This is a genomic window from Anaerotignum sp., from assembly GCF_051877975.1.
Taxonomy (GTDB): Bacteria; Bacillota; Clostridia; order Lachnospirales; family Anaerotignaceae; genus Anaerotignum_A.
Map to the genome: position 1 here is coordinate 1 of NZ_JBJEJK010000040.1, position 1,945 is coordinate 1,945.

Sequence of the window (1,945 nt, forward strand, 5' to 3'; positions counted from 1 at the left end):
ACTGTGTTTGCGGAGGTGAGAAAATGCCGGAGCAGACAATCAACAGCGATCTTATTCGCGGACATATCGATACGATTATTTTAAAAATTTTACGGGACGGGGACAATTACGGATACGAGATCATGAAAGCTGTGTTTTCACGCAGTAATGAAGAATATGAGTTAAAAGAGCCTTCCCTTTACACCAGCTTAAAGCGCCTGGAAAAGCAAGGCGATATCACTAGCTACTGGGGCGACGAGTCCCAGGGCGGCCGGCGCAAATACTATTCCATCACACAACAGGGACTGGCCAATCTGGAAAGCTCCATCAGCCAGTGGCAACACGCCAAAAAAATCCTGGATCAGCTTTTGTTAGGAGGTGCACAGTAATGGATGAATTACGTGACTATGTGGAAAAACTGTTTTCCGACCGGGAAGAAACTTCTGAAACAGCGGATCTGAAAGAAGAGATCCTCAGCAATATGATCGCAAAGAAAAATGACCTGGTCTTCCAAGGCATGAGTGAAGATGAGGCCATCCGAAAGGCCAAGGAAAGCCTGCCTTCCCTGGAAGGTCTGTTAGAAGAAAAGCGCCCCCAGCCGGCGAAGAAGACCAAACGGCTGCGCCGAAACCTGATCATCCTGGCTGCTGCCTTTTTTGTTTTCTTCCTGTTCCTGTGGATCTTGGCCATACGTTACCGCGCACAGCCAGCGCAGGATCCGGCAAACTGGAATGCACCAACTCACGACATTTCCACCATTGTCGACTACCGCTCGGCTTATGTTGGCGACATTTCCAATGTGGCGGGACTTTATCAGCATCTTCCAATGGGAAATGTCGAAAAAAAATACGAGCTTGATCCCGATACCTGCACCCTGACCGTGAACTATCTGGAGCCCATCTGGGATATCGGAGAGGAAAAAGTGCGGCAGGACCTGGTGTATAACACCATTGCTGCCATGGCTTCCATCGACAATCTGGCTGCTGTAACCTATGAATTCCCAGGGGATACTTTTTCCTTTACCAGAGAGCTGGTGGAAGAAATCCTGGGTGAGGACTTAGCCTCCCTGCTGGATGCAGATCGATGGGGAAGTTCCGTGCAAAGACGGATTACGGATGAGGAGTTTTTGGAAGAATTCTACGAATAAAGGCGCCTGCGATTTGTCGCTGACACCTGGATACAGAAAAATGGAATCGCCCGCGGGAGATTCCATTTTCTTTATATATTTTTTTCAGTTTGTTCGATTAAACCCATATTCTGCTTATGCTATAATATAGCTGTGTAATCGAAAGAAGTTCGGGTGCGATTTTCCGATGATATGATGCCCTCTAGTATTACGAAGGAGGGATGCCCATATGAACACAATGGAAGTACTCACTTTATTGCTAGTAATTTTTGCGGCACTATCTTACATAGATATTCATAACAAAAAGAAATAGCACCCTTCTACCGTCCAAAGTGTAGGGTGCTAATCTTTTAACCCAAAACTGAGGGCAAATCGGACTCGCATCCGATTACCTTCAAGTAGATTATACATCAGGGTGGTTGAGAAATCAACCACCCCTTTTTCTACAGTTCTTTCTTTAACATAATAATTTCATCCGTCCGATATTCTTCCGCAAATCCCTGCCCAAGAAACATCTTAACTGCCGGATTGTCTATCGCGATATCATCATAAAGTACCTTCACACCATTATTTTTTACTGCTTCACATAGTAGCTGCAGACCCATTTCCCCAAAACCATGTCCGCGGTGTTTTGCAAAAACGATCACATCTGCCAGATAGATTTCCTTGGTTTCATCATAGTGATATGCAGTTTCTCCTACAAATTCCTGATCCGCCTCCCTTATCAGGTAGCGATAAAATCTCTTCCCGTCTGGCCTATTAATCCAGCGATCATACCAGTCACGCCATTTTTCTTCCGGAAAAGCAATGGTTCCGCCCCATGCATGGTTATATGCCATG

Annotated in this window: 3 protein-coding genes; 2 read left to right on the top strand and 1 reads right to left on the bottom strand. The window is 45.8% G+C overall.

Going from position 1 to position 1,945, the window contains the following annotated elements; all coding sequences use genetic code 11:
- Both ACI39P_RS06795 and ACI39P_RS06800 read left to right on the top strand, forming a co-directional pair.
- Nucleotides 1-368, top strand: a 368-nt coding sequence (locus ACI39P_RS06795) for a helix-turn-helix transcriptional regulator (protein WP_439719916.1), incomplete at its 5' end; no start/stop codon positions are given.
- Nucleotides 368-1,126: a DUF4825 domain-containing protein gene (locus ACI39P_RS06800; RefSeq protein ID WP_439719917.1), complete on the top strand. Its 759-nt coding sequence runs from the start codon at nt 368-370 to the stop codon at nt 1,124-1,126. The genes ACI39P_RS06795 and ACI39P_RS06800, both read left to right, overlap by 1 nt.
- 422 nt (nt 1,127-1,548) lie before the next feature.
- Here ACI39P_RS06800 and ACI39P_RS06805 read toward each other — a convergent pair.
- The coding region (locus ACI39P_RS06805; RefSeq protein WP_439719918.1) for a GNAT family N-acetyltransferase at nt 1,549-1,945 on the bottom strand (397 nt) is incomplete at its 5' end.

What these genes read in the sequence shown, in the direction of transcription:
- ACI39P_RS06800 (WP_439719917.1), top strand. Translation starts at nt 368, where the DNA reads ATGGATGAATTACGTGACTATGTGGAAAAACTGTTTTCCGACCGGGAA.